At 61.3% G+C, this 23347-nt stretch carries 19 protein-coding genes and 3 pseudogenes; 9 read left to right on the top strand and 13 right to left on the bottom strand.

Going from position 1 to position 23347, the window contains the following annotated elements:
• Window positions 1–692: 692 nt before the first annotated feature.
• The gene (locus ACS4RR_RS26355; RefSeq protein ID WP_456190373.1) at window positions 693–1259 is read right to left on the bottom strand and encodes an ImmA/IrrE family metallo-endopeptidase; all 567 of its coding nucleotides are present in this window, start codon (window positions 1257–1259) and stop codon (window positions 693–695) included.
• An 8-nt stretch (window positions 1260–1267) separates the two neighbouring features.
• On the bottom strand, window positions 1268–1600 hold the full coding sequence (locus ACS4RR_RS26350; protein WP_207580334.1) for a helix-turn-helix domain-containing protein: 333 nt from the start codon (window positions 1598–1600) through the stop codon (window positions 1268–1270).
• A 138-nt stretch (window positions 1601–1738) separates the two neighbouring features.
• On the opposite strand from ACS4RR_RS26350, the gene ACS4RR_RS26345 reads away from it, so the two are divergent.
• The 5 genes from ACS4RR_RS26345 to ACS4RR_RS26325 all read left to right on the top strand — a co-directional run bounded on the left by ACS4RR_RS26345 (window position 1739) and on the right by ACS4RR_RS26325 (window position 6265).
• Window positions 1739–2458 (top strand): multiubiquitin domain-containing protein, encoded by a 720-nt coding sequence (locus ACS4RR_RS26345; RefSeq protein WP_456190264.1) that lies wholly within the window; start codon window positions 1739–1741, stop codon window positions 2456–2458.
• Window positions 2459–2466: 8 nt separating this feature from the next.
• The gene (locus ACS4RR_RS26340; protein ID WP_207580332.1) at window positions 2467–2886 is read left to right on the top strand and encodes a hypothetical protein; all 420 of its coding nucleotides are present in this window, start codon (window positions 2467–2469) and stop codon (window positions 2884–2886) included.
• Window positions 2871–4328 carry a HesA/MoeB/ThiF family protein gene (locus ACS4RR_RS26335; protein WP_456190263.1) on the top strand — a complete coding sequence of 486 codons (1458 nt, stop codon included), beginning with the start codon at window positions 2871–2873 and terminating at the stop codon, window positions 4326–4328. Before ACS4RR_RS26340 ends, ACS4RR_RS26335 begins: the two co-directional genes overlap by 16 nt.
• 569 nt (window positions 4329–4897) lie before the next feature.
• Complete coding sequence (locus ACS4RR_RS26330) at window positions 4898–5572, top strand: transcriptional regulator (RefSeq protein WP_456190262.1); 675 nt, start codon at window positions 4898–4900, stop codon at window positions 5570–5572.
• 129 nt (window positions 5573–5701) lie between these two features.
• Window positions 5702–6265 (top strand): hypothetical protein, encoded by a 564-nt coding sequence (locus ACS4RR_RS26325; protein WP_456190261.1) that lies wholly within the window; start codon window positions 5702–5704, stop codon window positions 6263–6265.
• A gap of 547 nt (window positions 6266–6812) precedes the next feature.
• Here ACS4RR_RS26325 and ACS4RR_RS26320 read toward each other — a convergent pair.
• From ACS4RR_RS26320 to ACS4RR_RS26300, 5 genes are read right to left on the bottom strand one after another with little or no spacing between them, the layout of a single operon-like run.
• Window positions 6813–7523 (bottom strand): hypothetical protein, encoded by a 711-nt coding sequence (locus tag ACS4RR_RS26320; RefSeq protein ID WP_456190260.1) that lies wholly within the window; start codon window positions 7521–7523, stop codon window positions 6813–6815.
• An 18-nt stretch (window positions 7524–7541) separates the two neighbouring features.
• A complete protein-coding gene (locus ACS4RR_RS26315; protein WP_456190259.1) occupies window positions 7542–8726 on the bottom strand; it encodes a gluzincin family metallopeptidase in 1185 nt (394 codons plus the stop codon).
• Window positions 8727–8773: 47 nt separating this feature from the next.
• Window positions 8774–9529, bottom strand: a complete 756-nt coding sequence (locus ACS4RR_RS26310; RefSeq protein WP_456190258.1) for a TfuA-like protein — start codon at window positions 9527–9529, stop codon at window positions 8774–8776.
• Window positions 9530–9539: 10 nt separating this feature from the next.
• The gene (locus ACS4RR_RS26305; protein WP_456190372.1) at window positions 9540–10742 is read right to left on the bottom strand and encodes a YcaO-like family protein; all 1203 of its coding nucleotides are present in this window, start codon (window positions 10740–10742) and stop codon (window positions 9540–9542) included.
• Between the two features lie 13 nt (window positions 10743–10755).
• Complete coding sequence (locus ACS4RR_RS26300; protein ID WP_456190257.1) at window positions 10756–13857, bottom strand: ATP-binding protein; 3102 nt, start codon at window positions 13855–13857, stop codon at window positions 10756–10758.
• A 759-nt stretch (window positions 13858–14616) separates the two neighbouring features.
• Here ACS4RR_RS26300 and ACS4RR_RS26295 point away from each other — a divergent pair.
• Together ACS4RR_RS26295 and ACS4RR_RS26290 are read left to right on the top strand one after the other, a co-directional pair.
• Window positions 14617–15498: a class I SAM-dependent methyltransferase gene (locus ACS4RR_RS26295; protein WP_456190256.1), complete on the top strand. Its 882-nt coding sequence runs from the start codon at window positions 14617–14619 to the stop codon at window positions 15496–15498.
• Window positions 15499–15750: 252 nt separating this feature from the next.
• Window positions 15751–15957, top strand: a complete 207-nt coding sequence (locus ACS4RR_RS26290; protein ID WP_456190255.1) for a hypothetical protein — start codon at window positions 15751–15753, stop codon at window positions 15955–15957.
• A 29-nt stretch (window positions 15958–15986) separates the two neighbouring features.
• On the opposite strand, the pseudogene ACS4RR_RS26285 reads toward ACS4RR_RS26290, so the two are convergent.
• Together ACS4RR_RS26285 and ACS4RR_RS26280 are read right to left on the bottom strand one after the other, a co-directional pair.
• Window positions 15987–16199, bottom strand: a pseudogene (locus ACS4RR_RS26285) (Crp/Fnr family transcriptional regulator); the annotation flags it as partial.
• Between the two features lie 454 nt (window positions 16200–16653).
• On the bottom strand, window positions 16654–17016 hold the full coding sequence (locus tag ACS4RR_RS26280; RefSeq protein ID WP_456190254.1) for a hypothetical protein: 363 nt from the start codon (window positions 17014–17016) through the stop codon (window positions 16654–16656).
• Window positions 17017–17156: 140 nt separating this feature from the next.
• Between ACS4RR_RS26280 and ACS4RR_RS26275 the strand changes: the two genes are divergently transcribed.
• Window positions 17157–17678 carry a CYTH domain-containing protein gene (locus ACS4RR_RS26275; RefSeq protein ID WP_456190253.1) on the top strand — a complete coding sequence of 174 codons (522 nt, stop codon included), beginning with the start codon at window positions 17157–17159 and terminating at the stop codon, window positions 17676–17678.
• A gap of 119 nt (window positions 17679–17797) precedes the next feature.
• On the opposite strand, the pseudogene ACS4RR_RS26270 reads toward ACS4RR_RS26275, so the two are convergent.
• Window positions 17798–18184 (bottom strand): annotated as a pseudogene (locus ACS4RR_RS26270) (transposase); the annotation flags it as partial.
• A 213-nt stretch (window positions 18185–18397) separates the two neighbouring features.
• Between ACS4RR_RS26270 and ACS4RR_RS26265 the strand changes: the two are divergent.
• Window positions 18398–19276 (top strand): SDR family NAD(P)-dependent oxidoreductase, encoded by an 879-nt coding sequence (locus ACS4RR_RS26265; protein WP_456190252.1) that lies wholly within the window; start codon window positions 18398–18400, stop codon window positions 19274–19276.
• Window positions 19277–19611: 335 nt separating this feature from the next.
• Here the strand turns inward: ACS4RR_RS26265 and ACS4RR_RS26260 are convergent, their stop codons facing one another.
• The 3 genes and pseudogenes from ACS4RR_RS26260 to ACS4RR_RS26250 form a co-directional block, all read right to left on the bottom strand.
• Window positions 19612–21414 (bottom strand): adenylate cyclase, encoded by a 1803-nt coding sequence (locus ACS4RR_RS26260; protein WP_456190251.1) that lies wholly within the window; start codon window positions 21412–21414, stop codon window positions 19612–19614.
• Window positions 21415–21527: 113 nt separating this feature from the next.
• The gene (locus ACS4RR_RS26255) at window positions 21528–22832 is read right to left on the bottom strand and encodes an alpha/beta hydrolase (protein WP_456190371.1); all 1305 of its coding nucleotides are present in this window, start codon (window positions 22830–22832) and stop codon (window positions 21528–21530) included.
• A 74-nt stretch (window positions 22833–22906) separates the two neighbouring features.
• Window positions 22907–23280 (bottom strand): annotated as a pseudogene (locus tag ACS4RR_RS26250) (hypothetical protein).
• Window positions 23281–23347 lie beyond the last annotated feature (67 nt).

The following is a 23347-nucleotide window of genomic DNA, read 5'->3' as shown; positions in this document are numbered from 1 at the left end:
CCAGCAACAGCCAGTCCATTGAAAAAGATACCGACATACACCGTCGCTTCCAAGAATTCATAACGAGTTATGACCACACAGCGCGATCGGCGACAAGGTGCCGATTTCGCTCATGAACGGCTCATCGGCACCCCCGCCGAGCTGAGCCTAAACCCCGGAAAATTCCAGCTCCCGCTGACCAAAAACCGGGTAGCACTTCAAAAAAACCACTGGAGCGGAACTCAAAGCTGGAAACAACTTTGGGCAAGGTCACAAGGACGTCATCCGGTTTGTATTTCACGGTGATCCACGTTCTGCACCATGATTTGTTTTATCAGACCCGTTCGCCAGTTTGGCCGGAGCAGTTTGACTGGGCCCCTTCATTTCCTCGCAATGGGAAATCTCCGATATTTGGAAGCCGTGATTTCTCTAACCATTCAATCCGGTGTGACATAGAGATTTCCTATGCTTTTGAAATCATGGATTTGTTTGGTTGAACAATCTGGCTGCGGTTCATATCCCTTCAGGGCAAAGGATAGGGACGAGCGTCTTAATTGGGACCGCCTGCAGACCGTCTGCTATTAGGTGCCGAGCCCGGATCGTGGACGTTTGATTGACGCCAAGCCAAATACCAGATCCTGTTCCATACGCCGTCCTTGGGTCCTATCACCCTCCTGCATCCGGTGCGAGTTCGCCTGTATCGTTGATCCTGATCAAACCCTGCTATGGGAGAGCTGCTTGTCAATCCCGGTCTTGTTGCGCCGCATGCGCAGCAGCGCGGCGCTGACCCCGAAATGCCGGGCTAGCGCCATATCGCTCATCCCCTGTCGGATCGCCTGAAGCAGGGCGTCGCGAGGAAGAAGCAGCGCGCCGGCGAGGCAGTCCGCTTCCTCTTCGTGAACTTCGTTGTACTCATTCATCATCATGTGCCCGTCCGGCGTGTGAAAGACATGTGCCGGTTCGTGTTCAAGGATGATATGCGCGAGCTCGTGCGCGAGAGAATTGTTGCGTCGGCCGTCGTCGGAGATGCTGTTGAGGATAACCAGCACCATTCCTTCGGCCTCGATCGTCACCGCGTCCCAGCTGTCGGCGTCGTCAACGGTCAGGAGTTCCAGTACCTCCTTGCCGATCCCGGGAATATCCTGTGGAGACCAGACAAGGATGCCCAGATGCCGGGCCAGCAATACAGGATCGAGCGGAGCGCCACGTGCAAGGCCGAGATCGCGCCGGTAGTTCGCGGCCGCGTTCTCACACCATGTCTTGAAGCCACGACGCAACATGGCCAAGGTCAGCCCTCGTTCTTCCGAATTTCCGCCATCGCTGCTTGGGCGGTCAGGATCATCAGCGCGAGATTTTGAGCTGTCTTGGCACTGACAGTTTTCTTTTTTCTGAAATGCACGCGCGCCATCGACTGCGGCGCCGCTGTCACCCCGACCACATCCTCCACGCCAATGCCGAGCCAGCGGCAGATGCGGCGATAATTTGCAAGGTCAGGCATGAAGCCTCTTTCCACCCGCGACAGGGTGGCGTGACTGATGCCTATTTCTTTCGCTGCTGCTCGGATGCCTTGTGTGCCCCGCTTCTCTTTCACGCGCAAGCCGAGGTTTTCCAGCGTTACCATATCACAGGCTCCTCCGTTGGTTCAGATGTAAGACGATGGTTGACAAGTGAGACGACCCGGCTCATGCTGTCTTACATCTGATACAGATCTGCACGCGGCGAGTCGGCGGTCAACCTCTTACCGAAGGAGAGCACTCCGATGTCCACTACGAAAACTTCCATCGTTAACGCCGCTACCGCGACCGGCCAGAAGTGGCCGGTCGAGATCGCTGGCGCCGACCTCGCGTTCACGTCTCATGTTCTGCGCGACCCGATGCCTTCAGGCCGCCAGATTATCGCCGCCGCCGGCCACCGCGACCCGGCCGGCTACATCGTCCTGCAGTGGCTGTCGGACGGCGCCCTTGAAGAGCTGCGTCTCGAGGAGTTGACCGACATCGTCGCCAAGGGCATCGAGCGCTTCATCGTCGTCGAGAGCGACCGCAGCTTCCGCCTTGAGGTGGAAGGCCTGCGCCTCGAGTGGCCGTGCGCGCCGATCTCTGCGGCAACGGTGAAGGCACTCGCCGGTCGCGACGACGAGGCGCTCGCCGTCGTGCTGTTGCGCGAGGGTCGTGACCGCGTGCTAGAGGACGACGAGATCGTCGACCTGTCCGGCGACGGCGTCGAGGTCTTCAAGCTGCGCCCGCGTCCGGCCAACGTCGAAATCGGCGTCAACACCAAGCCGGTGCCCATCCGTCGCGGCGTGCACACCGGCCTTCAGATCAAGCAGGCCGCCATCAATGCCGGCGTCGCGATCCAGCTCGACTTCATCCTGAGCCTTGAGACCGGCGCGGGGCAGACCCGCATCATCGGCGACCGCGACCGTGTCCGCGTGAGGCCGGGCCAGCAGTACCTCGCCATCGCTGACGACGACAACAGTTAGGACCCGCAATGACCCCTGCCGTCACCAAAGCTGTCGACGCGATCCGGAGCCAGTTCGGCGGCGATAACGTCCTTGTCGCCGCCGATCGCGACGGCGGGGCTTACGTGATTGTGGAGGGTGTCCCGATCGGGGCGCCCTTTTTGCAGGCCGTCAGTTGGATCGGGTTCCACATTCCGTCGACGTGCCCCTATGCCGACGTCTATCCGCATTTCGTTGTCCCGGACCTTGCGCGTCTTGACGGGGGCCCGCTCGGCGAAGGGCTGTCGACCGGCCACAGCTTTCCGGATCAGGGTTCCCTCAAGACCCAAGGCACCATGTCGGCACGTTCGGCCATGCAGGTTTCCCGTCGTTCGAACCGCAAGGATTCGGCCGGCATAGAAACGCCCCTCCACAAATTGCTGAAGGTGATCCAATGGCTGAAATCATGATGACCGGGCCGTGGTCGCTGACCATCCCCGAAACCATGTACGATACGCTCGACAGGCATTTGTTTCCCGGCGACCACGACGAGCACGGCGCCGTAATGGTGGCCGGTGTCTTTGCGGCGCCTGACGGATCGGTGCGCCTGCTCGCGCGCGACCTGTTCCTTGCGCGGGACGGGGTCGACTACGTTCCGGGCAAGCGCGGCTACCGCATGCTCAAGGCGCAGTTCATCCAGCGCCATATCCTGGCGTGCCGCGACGAAAAACTCGTCTACCTCGCAATCCATAACCACGGCGGCCGCGGCACCGTTGCGTTTTCACCCGACGACTATGCGAGCCACGAACGGGGTTATCCCGCGCTGCTCGACATCAGCGCCGGCAACGCCGTCGGCGCGCTGGTGTTTGCCGCTGGCGCAGTTGCCGGTGACATCTGGCTGCCCGGCGGGCGCCGCGTGACCTTGGAGCGGGCGGAAATCACCGGCCGCCGCTGGCAGGTGCTGCGCCCGGCGCCGGACCGCGCGGCCCGCAAGGCGTTGCCCCTTTATGACCGGCAGACCCGCATCTTCGGCGACGCCGGCCAGCATGTGCTGGCGGGCATGAGCGTGGCGATCGTCGGTCTCGGCGGCGTCGGCTCGCTCGTCGCCGAGTACTTGGCGCGGCTCGGCGTCGGGACAATCTGGCTGATCGATCCCGACCGCATCGATCCAACAAACCTTCCGCGCGTCGTCGGCGCTCGCCGGGCCGACATTTGGTGGGCGCTCGGCGGCCCGTTCGCGCCCGCCTGGCTGCGCCGGCGCGTCCTGACATTCGCGTCGCGGAAGGTGGACATCGCCCGGCGGGTGATCAGGCAGGCCAACAAAGCCACCGGCGTCAAGATCGTCGCCGCCAACGTGCTGGCGCCGAAAGCGGCAGCGGCACTGCTCTCCTGCGACTACATCTTCCTGGCCGCCGACGAGATGCGCGCCCGGCTTCTCGTCAACGCGATCGTTCACCAGTACCTCATTCCCGGCGTCCAGATCGGCAGCAAGGTCTCGGTGGCGGACAACGGCGATGTGACCGACGTGTTCAGCGTCGTGCGGCCGCTGCGCCCCGGCATGAACTGCCTGTGGTGCAATCAGCTGATCAATCCTGGCAAGCTTGCAGACGAGGCGAAGAACGACGGCGAGCGCAAGCGCCAGCGCTACGTGGACGACAAGGATGTGGCGGCGCCGAGTGTCATCACGCTCAATGCGGTTGGCGCGGCTCATGCCTGCAACGATTTCCTGTTCTATGCGATGGGAATGTCAGGGGCGGCGTCCACCGATTTCGCCCGTTACGACAGTCGCTCGCGGGCCGTAATGTTCTCCACGCCGCGTACGGACCCGGACTGTACGGAATGCGGGAGCGGCAAGGGCAGCCGCTTGGGACACGGGCAGTCAGGCCCCGACCTCCCACTGTTCGCTAGGTAAAGTTCCTCCGACGCGCTTTGTCTCTCTATGCACGAAGGCGTGGTGTGAGTTCCAGGGAGGCGACACTCTTTCTTGACCACACTCCACTGGCAATCACGGTGTTGGTGGAACAGCAGCGAAGATATGTTCGAGCATCGAACTTTTAGCTGGCTGCTAATGTCAACTTTTGGGGGCTCTCGGTTTCGGCCCGAATGACCGGAATGAAGGCGCAATGCAGTCGTTTGCAGACCTAAGCGTGCCGCGCCTTACGGGCCGGACAGAACTATTCTTTCACGAGCCCTGCAAGCCTTGTTGCTATGATGTTCACTCTTTGGGCGGCGAAGATCGCATAATGGATCGCGGGAACCTGTGAAAACGTCTCGGCACGAACTGCTGGTAGCCGTTTCCTTTCAAGAGCGTTGAGCGTAGACCCCCTCAGCTCCCAGTCGATTGGCCACAAATTCTGCTCCCGGAATGCTGCGGTGGATCTGATATGAGCATGTCTATAGACTGGCAGTCCGCTAACCGTTATTGCGGGTATACCAGCATTTCACCAAACCATCCCGCGGATCCTCCAAGGCCCTCCTATATTGAAAAAAGTGCAACGCAGTTTTGCCGTCGAGTACAAAAGCGGTAGGCGAAAGCTTGATACCAGGTCGAACTCGATCTGGGGCAACATGGATCTAAAGTCCGTCGCTCGTAACCTGGAGGAAGAGGCATTGCCGTTTCTGTCGGGTAGCTCTCAGAGTGGCAAATCCAACAATGAGATGTCTTTACCGGAACCAGATCAAGCCGAGGCGTTGTTGACACCGCCTCTCGGGGCGTCAACAACAGCATCAGACACACAGGAGATGAGCATGGCCGACGAGACTGAAACGGCAACCAGTGCCGATGCGCCGATCGTTGTTGAAACGCCTATTGCGCCGAAGAAACAGCGCAAACCCCGCGCCAAGAAAGCGGCGGCACTCGAGAGCGCGTCAGCTGACGCTATGGCAGAGCCAGCAGCTGGTCTGGCCGGGGCCGGAGGTGTGAAGAGGAGAGGGCGCAAGGCAAGGGCGATCGAGGCTACGGCGAGCGCCAAACGCGCACCTGTGCGCCGTGCTCCAAAGGCTGTGCAGACAGCGCCGGCCGCGCCGATGACGGCGATCGATGAGATGGCGGATCTCTTGGAGTTGGAAGAGGAAAATCAGCGGCTGCGCAAGCTTCTGGCTGAAAAACTTCGTGCTGAAAACGCCGATCTGCGCAAACGGCTCAAGCTCGACTGATATAGGCAGCCGGTCAACCGCCGGCCGCATTTCCATGCTTATCAAGAGATACAATTTGGCAACGGTGAATGCTGTTGCCGGAACTAAAACTTGCAGCCTGCTTGCGGGATAAAGCGCGAGGTCGGATAGATGGCGTCTCCCTGGAAATTTCTTGCCCGACTGGTCTCACAGGGACGCGAACAAAAGCGAGAAAACGGCTCGACCGAGAAGGTTTCGCCGGAGGCGTTGCCTAGTTCTGGTTCGACTGAAACGCCTGCCGAGGACAGCCTAAATAGCGATGGTCGGCCGGCAGGCGAGGAGCTACCTCGTCACGGTCAACCCGGTGCAATTTCTCTCAAGCCTGTGCATTCTGAAGAAGCCGAAAACGACCTCCACGACAAGGTCGACGGCGAAGTCGCCGAAATCGTGGAGGTCGCTGATCCCGCTACATCGGGTGGTACTGGTATTGACGTCACCGCTGTACATGATGCCGCTAGGATCAAGCGAACTGTCAAAGTCGCACCGCGCAAGCAAAGAAGTCGCGGCAAAGAAGCGGTGGCGATTTCGAACGGTTCCCAGGCCTCCCAGATCCTGCACGCTGCAGATGAAATGAACCTGGATGAAGAGATCAGGGTGCTCAGGGGGGAGCTGGCCGGAAGGCTGAAGCTGCAAAATGCGCAGTTAAGAAAAATGCTGGAGCGGTTTGAACGGTGAAAATGTTGCGGTGCCTCGCCTTTTGAGCCAAGGATCGACTGCAAGCCTGTTGCAAGTGAACAATCTCAGATTGAATGAGGTGTCGCCGGTTCGATTCTGTTCAAGAGCTTCATGCTGAATGGTGTCGCCCAACGAACATCCTATTTGCAGTGAACGATTCGGCTGCTTTGCGCCTCCATAGTGGTCATCGAGCCACCGGTCGACGTCGCCGCAAAGCGGACATTACGTGGTGAAAACACCCGGTCGCAGCGGAGCCATAAGCTGTCATCTCGCCATTTCAGTGACGAGGGCTCGGCACTGCAGTGTAGTGGCGCTATGCTGCAATCCGAAAAAGTCTAGTTCCGAAAGGACATATCGGCGAGTCTGATCCGGGGCGAGATGGCTTTATGGCTTGCTGTGCTAACGACGAAGAATACCGGCAGACAAATGCCAGCACGGAGACAATACTGGCGGCAGCCTGAGATATTCCTCTTCCGCCCTTTCGCCGAGGCGCTCTGGGGGGCGGCTGGTGGTTGCAGCCACCCGATTTGGCGTCCGTTTCCCGGCCCTATCCGCCCATTGGCCCACGTTGCGGAGCCAGCGCCTGTGTCTGCGCATAGGCAAGCGGCGAACGGTTGCCCGGGAGATTGGCGTCGAGGACGAGCGTCTTGACGTCGTCGGCACGGATGTCGAGCGCCACGACGACATCGAGCTTGTCGATTTGCCATACGGCATATCCGAGCTTGGGCTCGTATCCGCAGTCGCATCCGCAATCGCCCTGCACGATGGTGCGGGCCTCTTCCGGCAAGAACATGATTTGCGGCTTTGGCAGTCGATAGCAATGGCCTTCATAGGCGTATCCGTAGATGACGCCGATGCTTTTCATGCATTGCCGGACTTGCTTGTGGAGCGTCTGACCACCGATGGTAATTGGCAGCGCATAAATTCCGTCGTCACCAAGCGCGGTGAATGTTATTCTTCCGTTCAAGAGGGAAAGGATGACGTCCTCGCCGGTTTTTCTCTCAATCTCTCTTATTAGGTCGTCGATTATTCCACCGACTTCTTTTTTTGCTTCCGGATTCAGGTTGTTTATTGTTTCGTTCGAGTTCATCGCGGCATAAATTTTCTCCTTTAGCATGTTGTCGTTGATTGCGGATAGAAGAGTGGCAGGTCGGCCATACAATTTCACTTCTCCTGGGTTGTAGGTGCTGTAGTCAGGAACCTGTAGGCCTTTCGGCTCCTCCCCCACGCCCGGATAGGGACCGCAACAGTCGCTCATTGTTTGCCCTCCTAGAGTTCATCTCGGACCGATGATTTCACGCCACACAAAATTCGCTTCGAGCGCATCGGCGCCGCCACGGCTGGCAGCTTGGATGACGGCCCGTGCTACCTGCTCGAGAGTCATGGTGTTGGCATCAAGTGTACGCAGCGACGCGGCGAGTGCACTGCCGACCTGGTCACGCGCGGTCTCGAGCGCCAGCTTGAAATAGAGCGGCCGGTCGCGAAACGACCGTTCGGTCAGCGAGCGGAACTCGACCAACTCGCTCAGCGTCAAGTCACGCAGATCGACGTTCAAAAGGCGCCTGTCGGCAAAGCCATCCCTGACCAATTGCCGATGATAGATCTCCACGATGCTGTCGAAGATCGCGCCAAGGAAGGGGAGCGAGCGGTCGTGCGGCTCGCGGGTGGTTTCCGACATGCGGCGGAAATTGGTGGCGAGACGGATTTGCGTCTCGGGACTGGTCTCGGCGAAGCGGTTGAGCTCGTTGGAAAGTAGGAGATTGCCCTGTGTCCGACGCAGCAGCCGGTCGACGGCGGAATCGAAATGCAGCAGCGAAATCAGCGACACGCAGTCGGAAAAGGCTTCAGAAAACGGGAAGAAATCGGCCTCGCGCGACGTGATCATCGGTATTCCGAGTTCCGACAGGCTGATGAAATGGCCAACCTCGTGGGCGATTGTGTCGAAGTTCAGCGCATAGGGCCGCAGCACGCCGCCGACATCGGAAGCTCCCAGCTCCAGATAGCCGTAGCCGGCATGGGCGTTGTCCCAGTCGACCAGGGGAATGATTTCCAGGCGGCGAAAGGCCGGGTCGAAGAACCAGCGGATGCGATGACCGAGATAGCTGTGCCAGATGTCGAGCACGAAATGTACGCAGGCATAGACGTGGACGCCGAGGTAGGCCCGCGATTTCGGGTCCATATTGTCGAAGTTGCGATCCGGGCCAGATCGTGCCGCCGGTCGCCGCTCGCCTTCGAACGGCGGCAGATCGTCAGGACCATAGGGCTGTTTTTCGATCAACGGATCGACCACGTACACCCACTGGTCGCTCGGTCCGTCACGGATCTCGTCGGGCAGCATCGAGAGCCAGACGCGATCGGGCTCTTCGTAGCCGGGGATGAAGGGAGGCTGGGGGAAAATCCAGAATCGTGTTCCGATGCGCGGGTTCACGCGTTCCGTCACATTGTTCGGATACGGTTCCATGGCACAATCGCTTTCGAAGAAGAAGGATTGAGCGACCACACGTTTAATTAGTAATTTCGTATCAAGTCGATGTCAATATGCGAGGCTTCCAAATCTCTCAAGAAAGTATTGGTCGCGACCCAGGCGCGATCAACGTCGCGGCCCTGCCGCTCTACTGTTAGGGAAGGTGCCTTACGTAACGTAAGGAGGGTGTCTTGGCGCTTTTGCCCGGTCATTTCTTTCCGCAATGCCGAAATACGGTCACTTGAAAATCCCCCAGCCCGCAATAGGGCTGCGAGCGAGCGATCGCGAAAGTTCGTCCCGCGCGCCAATGCGATGAGCTGGTCGCGCTCATCGGATGTCATCATATTTCGGCGGGCGAGCGTCGAGAACGTCCGTTGAAGGTCGACCAGTGCGTCCGTGAGCGGCAGAAAGCCGAGTTCGGCGGGCCCTGACTGCACGGCGACCGCATCCTCCGCCGTCAACGGCCAGCGCCGGTACCACCTATAGATCAGGCCGACGCCGATCATGCCATAGGGCGCAAGCTCGGCCGCCCGCAAGGCTCCCATGCTGGCCGCGCCGATCATGACGATGCCTTGTGCCATCGCCCAGAGAATTTCCTTGTGGCGGACGGCGGGGCGGTCCTCGAACTGTCCGTCGATCAGCACCATCGCACGTGGGCGGAAGGCATGGGCGGCGAGTATGACGTCTCCCTGGGATACGGGCTGAAGATAGATCGCGTCGAGCACCGTCTGCGCCTCGTCGAGACGCAGCGTGGGGCCGAGAAATACCAGAATTGGACCTTCCTTGCCGGCATTCGTCATCGGCAACCCCTCAACGCAAAATTGAAAACGGCCGCGCACCCGCAAGAATGGTTCGCACGCAGGCCACGCCTGCTTCGGCGTCCGCTCCGACCGGTACGGCGAGAACAGGTCCAAGCCCGCAGGCGGCAACCCGGTCCACGACGTCGCGCAGGCATGTTGGGGCGAAGGGCGACGCTGCCGTGCCCGCAGCCGTGGCTTCGAGGATCAGGCGGCGGGCGTCCGCGACGAGCGGATCGGTGCTCTTGCGATAGTGTTCGCGCGTCTGGTCGTCGCGCGCGCCGGAAATCGCCCCGGCGCGCGCCGACAATGCCTCCAGCATCGCGCTCGCCGCGGCTGTCTCGACGGTAAAGCCCGCCGAATGGCCCTCCGTCGGCAACGCCAGGGTCGGCTCAGCCGCGCCGGCCTCGATCGCCTGGCACCAGATCACCGGTAGGTCGGTGGGCGAGGGGGCGTGCCAAAGCGCGAAAGCGATGCCCTGCGTCCGGGTGACCGAAAGAATATGCTCGACCTTCGGCCCGATGTGCGATGTCGCTATGCGGCGACGATCGAAAAAGCCGTGGGTGGTGAAGGCCCGCGCGATCGCGTCGCGTTCGATGCATTCGAACAGCCCATGCGCGAAGGCATCGCGCGCCGTGCTGTGGCAGGCAAGGCCGGTGGTGGTGCGGATGAACAATCCGTCGCCCTGTGGCTCGGGATCGGTATAGCAGGTGTGAACAAGTTCGAGCGGCACCGGCTGCGGCGCTCCGCTCGCGACATCGACAGCCAAGGTCCAGGGAATTGGCAGCGATCGCCATGCGGTGCCGGCGTGGGGAAGCAACAGGTTTTCGAACAGGACCGCGTCGATCCGAAGCTCGTCGGCGGTCGCAAGAAAGCAGTCCGAGGAGGGAATGCGCTCGGCGAAGAAACGCTCGAGACCCTCCATGATCGCCCCGACCGCCGCCTCCATCAGGGTGAGGCCGCGGCCAAGCGAGGTCACCTCGGAAAGCGCGGCCGGCTGGATGGCCTGCGCCACCGGCAGACCGAGACGGTCGAGCCCGGTCAGGTCGGCGAGACGGGTGATGCCGGCCCGGCGGCTGAAAGGGAGTAGCCTGCGAAAACATGCCTCGGCAGCGCCGGGGTCGGCCGGCGTATCGAGCGGTTGCCTCAAGCCGGCGGCAAGCTCGTCGCGAAAGTCGGCAATCCGTCCGTCGATCGCCGGCGGGGCAGGGGTCAGGCCTTCGGCCGTGTCAGCGTCCGATAACAACGCCCAGCTCCCGGGTTGAGCGGCTCGCCCTTTGCAGCAGAGCCATCGCACCCTGGCTTTCGGCGATGGTCACGGCGGTCAGCAGTTCGGCGGCGACAAGATTGGTTTTCACGTTTCCCCGAGCGCGCAGCACGGCCCGGCAGCGGTAGAGTTCGGCGAGCCAGTAGGCATGGCCGGTTTCCTTGGCCTGCCGGATGGCGTCGGTGACGACGTCGATGGCCTGCTCATACTTGCCGGCAAAGCCGAGCAGGGTCGCGTGCATGTAGAGATAGATCGGCAGGTCGGCGACGGCGCCGAGATCCTTGAGCAGCGCCAATCCCTCGCCGAACATCTCATGGCCGGCGAGGAGGTCGTCGCTGTGGGCTTTGGCCCAGCCGCCGAAAAGCAGCGACATGCCAGCGAGCGACTGCATCTCATGTTGCTGGGCAAAGAGCTGCATCCGGCTCGAAACATCCGCCAGCCGCTCGAAATCGTCGCGGTAGAAGGCCGAGACGGCCTCGGTGTCGAGCGAATGGGCGGTACTCGGAACATGGCCGATGCGCTCGACCAGGCCGACCATGTCCGCAAGTGCTGTGTCCGAGGCCGAGCCCTGTCCCGTCAGCCAGAGCGACAGCGCGAGTTGTCCGAGGCCGCAGACCTTGGCGTCGTGGCCGCCATAGAGCGTTCGCGCGGTTTCGGCCGATCGCTCGTCGTAGAGCGCAAGCCCCGTCGTGATCGCCTCCTGCGTCTCCTTGTGCCAGCCGAGATTGAAGTCGATCGCCCAGATGCAATGCTTGACCTGTAGGGCGATTTCGCGATCTTCAGTGCCAAGCATCATCATCTGCACTTCGAGTGCGCGGCCGTGCATGACGAGAAAGTCAGGCCCGGTCAGCCACCAGCCCCAATAGATCGGAAACCACTTTGGCTGGTCTTCCTTCGGCTGGCGGCGGGCGATGGCGACGCCGTCTTCGTACAGTTTGCGGGCGGGCGGAGAATTGGCGCCGACGAGGCCAGTGAGGATCGGGCCGAGCCTGGTGAAGGCGGAAAGCCGCAAGGCGTCGACCGCCTCGCTTTCGTCCATCTCGGTGCAAAGGGCCAGCGCGTGCTCCAGATGGTGGCGCGCCTCGATCATCGCCGAGCGGCCGGCACTCTCGGAGCCGGCGGCGATGAACAGCCGAATTGCCTCCTCCGTGAGCCCGGCGCGTTCCGCCTGGTCGGCGAGCCCGCCGGTGTCGATCCATTCCGCCAGCCCACGGTCGTCGCTGACGGCGTTGAACAACCGCCGGTGCAGAACCTGCCGTTGCTTGCGCAGCAGTGCCTTGTAGATCGTTTCCTGGATCAGGGCGTGTCGGAAGCGGTAGATCACGGTTCCGCCGGTTCGGCCACGCGTCAGAAAGCCGGTTTCGCACAGCACATCCGCCGCACTCGCCAGCGACCGCCTGGCGAGATCCGGCAAAAGCGCGTGAAGCAGCGGCAGCGTCGTACGGCCGCCGGCGCTCGCCGCGGCTCGCGCCACGTCCCGCGCCGGTCCGAGGCGTGCGAGCCGTTCGTCGAGAATCCCTTCGAAGGCAAGCGCGTGCGTGTGAGAGACCTTGGCCTCGCCGTCATGCGCGATTGCCTCAGGAATATTCGCCGCATCCGCAGGCGCGATCTCCGTGATCCACTGGCAGATCTCCTCGATGAACAGCGGAACGCCGCCGGAAATCCGCTCCGTCGCCTCCAGAAGTTCCGGAAGTGCCGTGCGCTTGTGTGCCGGCCAACTCGCTTCGATCGCCTGCTTCGTCTCGTCGCGATTGAGTGGCTTCAACGACAGGTGCACCACGTCGGCACCGTCGGCCCAATCCATCGCGGCGCCGGGGCGCAAGGTGACGACGAGAAGGATGGGAAGCCGTGAAACTGTGCGGGCGATTTCCCCAAGGAGGTCCTGCGACGTCGGATCGATCCAGTGAATATCCTCGACCCCCATGATCAGCGGACCGCGGGCGCCGACGGTCTCCAGCGCATGGATGGTCGCCCGCCGCGCCCTGTCGCGGATTGCCTTGGGATCGCTGCCGGAGAGGGACTCGTTTCGGCCCGCAGCGCCGAGCAGATACGAAAACAGTTCGGCGACGTCTGGCTCTTCTATGCCGTGGTGCGCGAACGCGGCGGCGACGGTTGTGGCCGTCAGGCGTGAGGGGCCAGCCGCCTTGGACGCCGTGCCGGGAAAGCCGTGCATGAGCGGGTGAAGCGTGGAGCGCGCGCCGCCGGGCGCGCACTGAAACAGGAAGGCCCTCGATCGCTCCTTGCGGGTAAGCTTGCGGATCTCCCGCAAAAGCCGTGATTTCCCGATGCCGGCGTCGCCTTCGATTGCCAGGATCTGGCCTTTCCCGGCCAAGACCTCTCGCCAGCAACGGCCAATTGTCTCAAGCTCGGCGGCACGGCCGATGAAGGAACCGCCAAGCCGTCCGAAGGCGTAGAAGCGGGTGACTTCGGTACGATGTTCGAGCGCGCGCCAAACCCTTTGGGGCTCGGCAAATCCCTTTAGCGACCGGCTGCCCTCGAAGATGAAGGCGTAGGCGCGTCCAGCGAGGGTCTTCGTTTCCTCCGAGACGAGAATGCTGTCAGGGGCCGCGAGCGCTTCCAGCCGCGTCGCCATGGCGAGCGCCGCCCCCGTCACCGGCTCCTGCGAAGGGACTTCCTCGCGCGGTTCCTGGACCAGCGCGATGGAGGTGGCGATGCCGACGCGGACATGCACGTCGCTGCGCCGAGCCTCGCGGCCGATGCGCCGGCAGGCCTCGATAACGTCGAAGCCAGCGCGAATCGCCAGCGACGCGGCATCGCGCGAGCCAAGTTCCGTCGGGAAAAGGGCAACACCGCCGTCACCGGCCTCGACCCGCATCACGCCGGAACGCGCGACGATCGCCGACCGCACCGCCTGCTGAAAGGCGGAAATCAGCTCCTGGAAGTCCTCGATATCGAGTCGATGGAAAAGATTTGTCGATCCGACAAGATCGTAGCAGAGCGCCGTGATGAGGCGCCGCTCGCTGCCATGCTCCGCCGGACGCGCGCCCCCGCCCGACGATTTTCGTGGGTGCTTCGGTGAGTTGATAGGACTTTCGCTCGCCATCGCCGCCCCTTGCGTGTCTGCTAAATCCTGCACCTGACAGAGCGACTATAACACAGGCCGACACGATGTGTCGGTAGCCAAAAGTTGAAAGGAGATCGGATTGTACGCGGCACGAAATGCCGTGCGGCGGGGCATACCCGCACGTCGAAATTACGCAACGATTTCAAAGAGAGTGGCACGCCCTAGGGGAGTCGAGCCCCTCTTCCCAAAATGGGGATCTGTTTCTGACGCTGACAAGCAGTGACTCTTTACGACTTCCCCATGCGCTTGCCTACAACAGCCCAGCGGCACCCGAGACCATGGCACGGATCGCGGCGGCGATCGGTGCGCCGGGAGCGAGCAAGTCAGATACTGCGATCTATCTGGCGACAGCCTGACGCTCACGGGTGCACCTCTGAATATGCCTCAACAGAATGCCATTATGTTCGCTGTGGTGACCTGGAGGCGTGAAGTGGCGTCGCAATAGGAGTGAGATACACGCTGTCGAACGGACACTCTGCGACGGTTGAGCACTAATAATGCGACAAGATGGAGCAAGTGCCATACTACTCCTCGCGAGCGCGCATACGAACTCATGCGAGGAACTCTTTGATTATGGGCCCAAGCGGCAGTTGACAGTTCTGGCTAATCGGTATTCCTACTATAGGATGGCGCGCGCGAACCGACTTGCAATTCGAGCAGACGCGAAGGCGGACTGACCTGCGCCACAAAGCCACGTTCTTTTAAATTCATTGTTGCGAACTCGGACCGGCCAGGCAGATGAGCGATAATTCGAATTCACAACAGGTCACATCGATCGGTCACAAGCTCAGTGCCGGAGGCCACCTCGACGTTCACTACCTGGCGCTGAAGGACGAGTATGATGCCACTCTCCGTGCCGCCGGCATCCGACCTGGCTGGTCAGTGCTTGACGCGGGTGCGGGGAACGGGGTCTTCCTGCCTCTAATGGCGGAATTGCTGAGCGTCGAGGGCCATATCGACGCTCTAGATCTGGCGCAGGAAAATGTTGAGGCGATCGAACGCTTGATTGCAAGCCAGCAGCCTGCCTGTCCGATAAGCGTGCGAACCGGTGACATCCTCGCGCTGCCGTATGAAGCGGCCACGTTCGATGCAGTTTGGAGCGCGAACGTCATCCAGTACCTGAGCGATGAGGAGCTCACCCAAGCGATCGGGGAGTTCTGCCGCGTTGTAAAACCAGGCGGACTTATTGCTGTGAAGGAGGTTGATATCTCGGTTTGGCAGTATCAGCCGCAGGATTCCAAACTGATGTGGCGTCTGCTCGATGCGCTCTCCGACGATGTACAGATGTCCGGCGCGATGAGAGGAACGCGCGTGTCATCCTGGTTTCGCGCAGCGGGCCTGGAGAACGTCTCTGCCATTACAACGCTGGCAGAGCGCCGTCAGCCACTCAGGCCGGTGGAACGCGAATACATCCGAAACAATCTGGAATTCTTGTCTGGACTTGCCCAAACGTGCGACTTGACGGAAGCGGACCATCACCAATGGAAGGCGATCGGCGAAGAGCCAGAGCGCCCTGATTTCCGACCCCGACTTCTGCTATCGCGAGATGTGGGTTCTCAGCTTGGGCATCGTGGCCAAGCGCTAATGCTATTCTTCGTATTCGGCGTCAAATCTTCTTAGATTCCACATTTCAGTTAGGGGCTGGCTTGACACCCTCCGAGGCGTTTTCTGAACGTTCTCCTCATCACGTTGTACATCGCTCGCTACGCCTCGGCAGGAACCCTTCACTGCCGGAAGGTGGCCGACGAGTGGCTAGCGCAGGATCGCGCATCTGAAATCTGCAGCCTCATCGGAACTCTCCGAGGCCCTTTGGAATTATCATGATCGCTGCTTGCCAGCACAAGGAGGCGTCGGCAGAGCCATGAGGACGACATGACAGAGAGAGATGCACTCCGCGACGAGATCTATCTGCTTGCCGCGGCGGCCGAGGCCGACCCGGAGACAACGTCGAATTTGAAGTCGCTCGCCCTCCAGCTCTGGGCGAATTTCAACGAGTTCACGGTCGAGGACCTGGAAGATATTCTAAGGGACGAATGGAGGACGCGCGGCCTGCCGTTCAACGACAACGCGGAACTATAGTGATCGCGCAAGACGACGAAGCTTTCGGGCTACCGCGCGACGATGGCGTGATGTCCGTTTAGGCGCCCGGCGGGATCAGCCGGCTCCGGCCGCTCGATCAGCCGCTCGTATTCCTGCTCCGGCACGCCATAGCAGCCGCCTGCAATTTTGATCAGCTTGTCGCGATCCAGGATGCGGACGTCGCCGCGGTTGGATTTGATGGCGTGCATGCCTTCGAGAATATGCAGCTCATTGGTGACGCCAGTGGCTGCGGCGTGATCGCCGTCGCCGTCGGTGATGGTCGCGGTCAGCCGGCAGCCTGGCTCGACGTCATCACCGATATCGCACGATTGCTCGTGCGATCGGGCAGGTGAGGTGGGCTGGGAGAGCGGCTTCCGAAGACCAATGCCGCTGGGCCGGCCCGCCTTCACCTCCCGCGGGTGATCAGTGGAACCGAATGCCGAACTTGTCTGCTTTCGAGCCTGGAATGCGCCTGTAGCTGAGAACTCAGCTCTCTCCATCCGACCAGTCCCGCTCGACCGGTGCCCGCGAGCAGAAGTTCTGCGGCTACGATTGGATGCTTTTTGATTAACAACACCACCATGCGGGCCAAGGCGGCGACCGCGACCTTCTCGAAACCGCTACGCGCAAATTTACGCGTCGCGTAGTTTTCGAGGAAGCTTGCATCCGAAACCGAATCGAGAATGGGCGCGAGCGTCAATGCGTCGCGCCCCGGCGAGGGCGGCTACGGTCGTCCTCCCGTGCTTTCTTTGGCAGGTGGTCGCGAGCATTGTCCCTGATGACATCCATTGCAGCATCCGTCGCTTCGCTTATCGCAGAACCGGCAATACCGACTGCTCGCTTGCCTTTGCTCGCTCCTTTGCCCGCCGCGCTGGCGACCTCGCCGGGTTCGCCGAGCAGTACGGCTGCTCCGGCACCAGCCGCCGCCGTCAGGGCATTTGCCAATACGCCGCGACCGATATCGCTAGACAGCAATGCTTTCAGCATCGGCGACTTCCGGATTGTTTTCGGAATTTTGTAACCTGCGACCTTCCTGGGAATCCTGTTTTTCTTCGCCATAACTCAAACCTCCTTTAGTGGGGCTTAACATGCGCGCGCGCTCTTGGTTCCGATGGCGGATGCTGCTTGTCGTCCCTGTTGGATTGGAACCTCGAAACCCCTCGAATGTTTCGTCAGAAGTGAGAAAGGGTTCAGCGTAAATGGCATCCGAGATCGAGCGAAAATTTCTGGTCGTCGATGAAGGCTGGCGGGCTAATGTCGGCTCTCGTTTCGAAATCGCCGATCATCTGATCGCGCGTTTCGACAACGGCAAGGCGAGGATTCGCTTCTGCGGTGAACAGCCGATGCTGACGATCAAAGGGGCCAGACGCGGCCTGAAGCGCAGCGAGTATCATATTCCTTTGGCGGACGAGGACGCGCGAGCGATAGTCAAAGAATTCAGCAGCGGCCCAGCGCTGGAAAAGATTCGGAACGAAGTCGACGTCTGCGGTCTCATATGGCAGGTGGATGAATATCTGGGTTTACTTTCTGGCTTGGTCACAGCAGATGTTGAACTACCCGACGAGGACTACCCGCTTGTTCTGCCCGATTGGGCCGGTCCAGAAATTACCGCAGACCCAAGGTTCAGCTCAGGTTTTCTTGCCGATGCTGCTGCATCGGGGGGACTTGCGGCTCGGAATCTTGCTGAGCGCGAGACGGGACGGAATATCTCGAACCACTGATCTCACGGTACTGGGAGCTGATATCCGCACACGGCCAAATAGCTGGTTCAGACGGCGGCGGAGAGTTGATAGCGCCTAATGACGGGTCGCCGGTTCAATCCCAACAGGAACTCCTACGGGGCCGAGCGGCTCTCGCGGCTGGCCATCTCGACGGAAAGGATTTGCCGCCGGCCATCCCAATCAATGCCGACGGCGATCAACACCGCCTGGCTCCTGACGACGCCGGCCTCTCTGACCTTCTCATAACGGGCATCGAGGATGAGGTAGGGAAAGGGCTCTTGAAGCGGGCGGCAGGCAAAGGCCTTCAGGCTTTCATCGAGCCGCTTGTTGATCGCCGAGATCGATGAGGCCGAGAACGCATGCCCACACAGTTCTTCGGTGATCGCCTTGACCTTGCGCGTCGACGCCCCCTGCACATACATCTCGGCCGGCGTGGCGACCAGCGCCCGCTCCGAGCGCTGGTAGCGTTCGAACAGCTCGGTGGAGAAGTGCCCCGAGCGGTCCTGTCGTCGCTCTGCGCGAGAACTCAATGGAGCGGGATGTTGATGTGTCATCGATACGGTGCGGGACTGGTGCTCACAGCATCATTGCACCATCCGTAGCCGTTCCAGGTGGATGATGAGGTCCACAAGTTGCGCGAAGACATGAACGTTCGAATTTTCTGGGGAACATCGATAGGACCCAGAGGTTCGACGAGAGTTTCACAAGGAGATCTGATCATGGCTGAAAGACTTGAAGGTAAGGTTGCAATCATCACCGGTGCAGGTGCGGGCATTGGAGAGGCGATCGCCCATAAATTCGCAAGCGAAGGTGCAAGACTCGTTCTTGCCGGGCTGCCGAACGATCCGGTTGAAGACGTCGTTTCTGCCGTTTCGCGGCACAATGGCGAGGCGGTCGCTTGTACCGGCGATCTCTCCGAGGAGGCTCATGCCCGATCCTGCGTCGAGCAGGCGGTGCGGCAATATGGAAAGCTCGACATCCTCGTCAACAATGCCGGTATGTTCCTCGAGGTCGCGGAATGCCAGGACTATTCTATCCAGAATTTCGACCTGACGGTCGCCAACAATATCCGCTCCGTTTTCCTGATGACGAAATTCGCGCTTCCCCACCTGCAGAAAAGTCGCGGCGTGGTCTTGTCGGCCGGCTCTGAGGCTGGCGAAGTCGGTGAGCCGAACAATGCGCCTTATGGCGGCACAAAAGCATTCGTTCATGCCTTCATGCGTGGCGTTGCCTTCGAGCAGGGTAAATACGGTGTCCGAGCCAATTGCGTCTGCCCCGGACCAATCGATACGGCTTGGACCCACAAGGAAACGGGGCCGATGGACGAGCAGATGGAGGAGATGACACTCGCCGGAACGGTTCTCGGCCGTCGCGGCACACCCGAAGAGATCGCCAATGTCTATGCATTCCTGGCCTCCAACGAGGCAAGTTATGTGACCGGCGCGCTCTGGTTCGTCGACGGCGGGACCACGATCGCAAAAGGCGGGCCCGGCCGGCAGGTGCAGGATTTCGTCAAGGTGCAGCCGACGCCGACGCTCGATCTTTCGCACAGCCACGATGGTCTCAAGAACAAGCAGACCATAAACCGTCTGCAGTGATCTAATTTTGTAAGCGAATGGCGGAGGAATATATGCCTGGAGCCTCGCGACGGTGAGCAAGAAAGTCGAAGAATTCGTCGCGTGGTGGATTAGGACGCCCTGAGCAGCTCTTCTGCCGACCGTTCGGCGGCAGGGAAGCTAGTTGGCTTCCTTGTCCGCGCCGGGGCTGTCCTTTTGAAGGTAGAGCGCCAGCGAGCCGTCCGCGTCCTCCTTCACTGCACTATTCTCCGTCTGATCCGCAGGCTGGCGGCGAGCCAGGCTGAGGTCACCTCATGCGTCGGAAGATGACGGAACGGGCCGGAAGAAGAAACGTATGTTACAGTAGCGTACAGCCTTCACGGGGCGTATGAGGCGTTGGAGACCCTGAACTCGGCTTCGACATCCGTGGAGCTGGGCACTGGCAGTCCAGCCCGTCGAAGCGCTGCGATGATGCGCAGGCTGTCCTTCGGCGGCAGGTTTCTCTTCCGGTTCTCGGCCACGATGTTGGGCAGATAGTCGGGGCGCATTTTGATGAACACCTCGCCCTCGCGCTTCGCCTCCGCCAACAGCCCCGCCTCGGAGTAGATGACGGCCGCAACGCCATGGAAGAGCGGAAATTTCTGCAGGTCGGCTTTACGGATCAGCCGCACCGCCATCTCATGATCGTCGAGCATGCAGGCGATCAGGGCGCGCGTCCCAAAGTAATATCCGGCTCCGCCCGGATTGAGTTCGATCGCACGATCCAGCAGTTCCGCGCCGCGTTTCCATTGCCCGGAGAACGCGACTCGCGTTCCGAGCTCCCCGAGGAACTCGGTGTCGTTCGAGTTGGCGGAGAGCGCCGCTTCGCCGACCTCGAACGCCTCTTTCATCTCGTTGTTGAAGAATAGAGCCGTCATCAGCGCCTGCAGGGCGCGCGTGTTGTCGGGTTCGAGCAAGACCGCCCGCCGCGCCGAACCCAGCGCGCGCTCCATCGCGGGTCCCTTGTCGCTCTGCGGATTGAAATCGAACCGGCCCTCGTCGAGATGGATGAACGAGAGCATCGACCAAGCGGTCGCGTAGGCGGGGAAACGCGCAACAGCGTTCTGAAGACAGTCGCGCGCGATCAGATGCGTTTCCGGATTCAGCTCCTCGCGGTAGGCGTAGAAGCGCAGCGTGCAGTCATAGACGCCGACATCGTCCGGCGGCGGGTTGGCCGCCAACGATTTCGCGATGATGCCGTAAGGCTGGGCGATCGCCGTCGCCACCTTGTTCGCCACATCCGTCTGAATGAAGAAGAGCTCATGCGCGTTCAGGTTCTCGTCGTAGTCCTGCGACCACAAAATGGAACCGTCGGAGGTGTCGACGAGGCGCACGGTCACACGGATCTTGTCGCCCGCGACGCGGACCCCGCCTGCGACCAGATAACGAGCGCCAAGTCCCTCGCGCACCTGCGACGCCTCGACGCCGGGAGGCAGTGCCTTCGATGTCTCGCGGCCGAGGACGGTGATCTCCTTGAAGCGGGGCAGGGCGGTTAGAAGCTCCTCGGTCAGCCCGGCTGCATAGCGTGCAGCTTGCGAGCCATCGCCGAGGTCCGCGAAGGGCGCGATCACAAGGGTCGGCTCGCCCGGAATTCGCCCCCCGGAACGATCGGTGGCCGGCCCCGTCAGAACGCCCGCGTAGTAGCCAAGTCCCGCACAGACGAACACCACGAGCGCGGCCAGCATGGGCCAAGCGAGACGCCGTCCCGCGAAGGTCCGGTTCTCGACGACGTCTTCGTTCAGCGCATCCCCGGCCGCTTCTGTTGGCGCATGGTTCCACTTAAAGGTTGGCACATAACCGCCCTTGGGGATGTCGATACGGATTGGATCGCGCTGGCCTGCAACGAGATAGTAGCGTTCGATGACCCGGCGAAGACGTCCGGCCTCGATCCGGACGACCGGATCCTCCTGAGAGAAGCCTGCACTTCGGTTGAACACCTCGATGGCGATCGAATACGCCTTGAGACGCTGTGCCCGGCCTGCAAGCGTCTCCTCGGTGACATATTTCAGGAAGGCAGCGCCACGTCCGGCGCTGGGAAACTCGCCGCTCGACAGAATCCGTTCAAGTTGCGCCCTGACCTCCTCATGAGTCGGACAGGGGCGCTCGGCCCGGTCGTCACGCGTAGGCACCGAGGTGTGCATTGCATCCTCCACCCCGTCACACGGATGCGCGACAGTTACAGCTTGTATTGAAATCCCCTGATGCAACCTAACCCCCGGAGAGCGTTTCGTCTACCTGAAAGAAGTTTCAACTGCTATCGCTGCTTCCGGCACGCGTGGTCGGCCGGCGTCGCCGCGCAGTTCTTGACTGCGATCTTCTGCGTTCCGCCGTCTAGTCCGGTCAGACCGCCGACATGATTGGCGTAGTTGCTGCGAGTATCGGCGTCGACCACCGCGACGGGCGCGGTCAGTACGAGGCCCGCGGCGCTTCCGGCCGCCGCCGCGACGTTCGTCGTCCCCGCAAGGATGGTGTCGCCAAGGCCGACCCGGCTGTCGGTCAGCGTCTGCCCTTCAGACAGCCGCTGACCGATGAGTTGGACGACTTCAGGCGATTCCGCGAACTTGCTGTGATTGAGGTCGTCGCTGACCTTGATCTTGGTCAGATCAATCACGGACACCTTGTAGTCGGCGAGTTCGCTCTTGTACGGCGCGGTTTCTGGATCGATCGAACCGAGCCGCGGGATGTTCCCCCAGACCCGCCGCGAGAAGGCGAGCGCCTTGTCGTCGCGCGAGACGAAGAGCGTGAACTGCGGATGGGGGTCGCCCATATCCTCGATCTGCGACCGGAAGACGTCCACGTCGACGTCCGGAGCGGCGAGCATGACGTTCTTGAACTTCGCCGGAAGACCGCCGTTGCGGATCGCCATCTGCCGGAGCGCTTCCAGCGCCAGCCAGTTGCCCATCGAGTGGGCGAGCACGTTGACTTCCTTCACGCTCCCGTCTTTGGAGAGATACTGGAACAGCGTCTCGATCGCGTTGCGCGTGTAGTTGGTGCTCTCGCGGTCGTAACCGTAGGCGAGCAGGCTGCCGCGCGACGGCCAGGTCACGAGGACCGGCGTGCTGCGGACGTTGGAATCGTGGACGATCTGAGCGAAGCGGTAGACGCTGTCCTCGAAGCGATTGTTGAAGCCGTGGATGAAGACCAGGACGCTGTGGTCGCGGTTCCTTTTGACCGAGGCGTTCAGCCAGCCTTTCGCCCCCTCGAGACTGAGCTCGTCGGCCTTCAGCGTGGCGAAGTCGGTCTCCGGATTCGAAGGCAGCTTCTTGGGCCAGGCGACGTCGCCCTCCTTGCGGACCTTGGGCAGTGAAACTCTCATCTGCGCGAAGGACGGCGTCCGGGCGCGCTCTCCCGTGAACATCTCGCCCGGAACAGTCGACCGGGCGCGCGTGGTCGCGACCAGCATGTCGACGCGACTGGTATCCGGCACCGTGTCCGCAACGGGGGAGAGCACGTCCTTCGGATGTCCGCCGCAACCCGCGATCACGACCAGCGCGAGACATGGAAGAAGTCGCTGGAGAAGACCAGCAGTCAACGAACCAAACAAGCTCAAGTCCCCCATCGCCATTCCGGCTGCGTCACCGCTGTCTGTTTAAATCGATCGACGTGCTCGATGCTCTGACCGATCATTACGCGTTATCGTGGACAAACATCCCAGAAGCCTGTCTTCTTGGTGCTATCGGTATAGTACCAGCACATGCCGGACTTCGGTGGCGTCCCGGCGACCGAGGCCGCCGCGGCACCCGCGATGAAGCCGATGGCGGCTCCAGCCGCGATCGCACCCCGGCGGGCCAATAGCGGCGAGGATTCACGACGACGACGCCGCGCCTGACGGGCGCACGAGGGACGACGACGGCGCCACGATTACCAACGGCCGCACATCCTCTCGCTCCGCAGCCGACCGCCGCACTGCGGGCCTCGGCCGAGGTCGGAGCGAGCGCTGGCGCGGCCACCATCATCAGGATGGCCGCAGCCGTCGCGAGGTTCTGAATGTGCTTGATGAGGTTCATGAGTTCGGTCCTGGTTAAGGGCATGGGCGAAGCTTCGCCGATGGATTCCTGACAGGGCGGACCATGC

The sequence above is a fragment of the Rhizobium zaerense genome, assembly GCF_051810725.1.
Lineage (GTDB): Bacteria > Pseudomonadota > Alphaproteobacteria > Rhizobiales > Rhizobiaceae > Rhizobium > Rhizobium leguminosarum_I.
Note: the sequence above shows the minus strand (reverse complement) of the source record. Positions and strands in the feature narration are given on the sequence as shown.

Bases quoted from the DNA above. Each gene is read 5' to 3' on its own strand.
- ACS4RR_RS26320 (WP_456190260.1), bottom strand. From the start codon at position 7,523: ATGAGCGACTGTTGCGGTCCCTATCCGGGCGTGGGGGAGGAGCCGAAA.
- ACS4RR_RS26300 (WP_456190257.1), bottom strand. From the start codon at position 13,857: ATGGCGAGCGAAAGTCCTATCAACTCACCGAAGCACCCACGAAAATCG.
- ACS4RR_RS26345 (WP_456190264.1), top strand. From the start codon at position 1,739: ATGTCCACTACGAAAACTTCCATCGTTAACGCCGCTACCGCGACCGGC.
- ACS4RR_RS26275 (WP_456190253.1), top strand. From the start codon at position 17,157: ATGGCATCCGAGATCGAGCGAAAATTTCTGGTCGTCGATGAAGGCTGG.
- ACS4RR_RS26325 (WP_456190261.1), top strand. From the start codon at position 5,702: ATGGCGTCTCCCTGGAAATTTCTTGCCCGACTGGTCTCACAGGGACGC.
- ACS4RR_RS26340 (WP_207580332.1), top strand. From the start codon at position 2,467: ATGACCCCTGCCGTCACCAAAGCTGTCGACGCGATCCGGAGCCAGTTC.
- ACS4RR_RS26265 (WP_456190252.1), top strand. From the start codon at position 18,398: ATGGCTGAAAGACTTGAAGGTAAGGTTGCAATCATCACCGGTGCAGGT.
- ACS4RR_RS26295 (WP_456190256.1), top strand. From the start codon at position 14,617: ATGAGCGATAATTCGAATTCACAACAGGTCACATCGATCGGTCACAAG.
- ACS4RR_RS26310 (WP_456190258.1), bottom strand. From the start codon at position 9,529: ATGACGAATGCCGGCAAGGAAGGTCCAATTCTGGTATTTCTCGGCCCC.
- ACS4RR_RS26355 (WP_456190373.1), bottom strand. From the start codon at position 1,259: ATGTTGCGTCGTGGCTTCAAGACATGGTGTGAGAACGCGGCCGCGAAC.
- ACS4RR_RS26315 (WP_456190259.1), bottom strand. From the start codon at position 8,726: ATGGAACCGTATCCGAACAATGTGACGGAACGCGTGAACCCGCGCATC.
- ACS4RR_RS26255 (WP_456190371.1), bottom strand. From the start codon at position 22,832: ATGGGGGACTTGAGCTTGTTTGGTTCGTTGACTGCTGGTCTTCTCCAG.
- ACS4RR_RS26335 (WP_456190263.1), top strand. From the start codon at position 2,871: ATGGCTGAAATCATGATGACCGGGCCGTGGTCGCTGACCATCCCCGAA.
- ACS4RR_RS26260 (WP_456190251.1), bottom strand. From the start codon at position 21,414: ATGCACACCTCGGTGCCTACGCGTGACGACCGGGCCGAGCGCCCCTGT.
- ACS4RR_RS26290 (WP_456190255.1), top strand. From the start codon at position 15,751: ATGACAGAGAGAGATGCACTCCGCGACGAGATCTATCTGCTTGCCGCG.
- ACS4RR_RS26350 (WP_207580334.1), bottom strand. From the start codon at position 1,600: ATGGTAACGCTGGAAAACCTCGGCTTGCGCGTGAAAGAGAAGCGGGGC.
- ACS4RR_RS26280 (WP_456190254.1), bottom strand. From the start codon at position 17,016: ATGGCGAAGAAAAACAGGATTCCCAGGAAGGTCGCAGGTTACAAAATT.